Origin of the sequence: Lacimonas salitolerans (genome assembly GCF_042677865.1) — a bacterium.
Lineage (GTDB): Bacteria > Pseudomonadota > Alphaproteobacteria > Rhodobacterales > Rhodobacteraceae > Lutimaribacter > Lutimaribacter salitolerans.
The window spans coordinates 1-775 of the sequence record NZ_JBHUDD010000068.1 but is presented as its reverse complement, the minus strand read 5'-3'; the positions used below and the strand labels follow the sequence as shown (position 1 = coordinate 775).

Below are 775 nucleotides of genomic sequence, written 5' to 3'. Positions count from 1 at the left end.
CGGATGTTAACAATGCAGGTGGGTCAGTTTTAGATGATCATAACCCACCCAAGTGGGTCACTTTTGCATGCCGATTCACAGCGAAAAAGGTCAGGAAAAGCCATGTGGTGCTCGTTTTGCGTGCCTCGTCGCTCTCGTTCTCTGGCGTGTACTCGCGGGTGTCATCGGTCTTGACCGGCAGCCACATCGGCGTGTCGCGCAAGACGCGGGTGGCCAGCAGGGCCGAGACATAGATGACCGGGATCACCAGCGACACGGGATGGATGGCAAAGACAGTGAACTCGGGCTGGGTGCTGGCAATCAGGGGCAAGGTCAGCAGCACGATCAGCACGATTGCCTGAAAGATGTTCGCTAGATCGGCCGCGGCATGCTCTAGATTGGCCTTGCGATAGACGATGTCGGCAACCGCCAGAAACGCTGTTTGAGCGGCAATGCCACCGATGCTGTTGGCATAGGCAAGCGAGGCAAGGCCGTCGAACGCCACCGTCATCGACACGATCGTTCCGCTCAGCGACGTTGCCGCGCCCAGCAGAACGGCCCCTGCGATGGCTTCGCCGATCCCGGTGCGTTCGGCCAGCCGGTCCACCAGTCCCGTGATCCGCAAGCCGGTCACCAGCACGACCAGGGCGGCCATGCCAAAAGCCGCCAGCAAAACCGGGATCGACCAACTGGCAAGCATGGCTGTTGCTTTTCTGTAGCGCGACAAACTTGATGAGAAGAGCGCGTCAATCAGGATGAGAATCCGTGGTCGCGACGCTTGAGAAGATGCCGCCCT

At 59.6% G+C, this 775-nt stretch carries 1 pseudogene; it reads right to left on the bottom strand.

Annotation, left to right across the window (positions count from 1 at the left end):
* Positions 1-37: 37 nt before the first annotated feature.
* Positions 38-775: pseudogene (locus ACFTOW_RS13255) on the bottom strand (hypothetical protein); the annotation flags it as partial.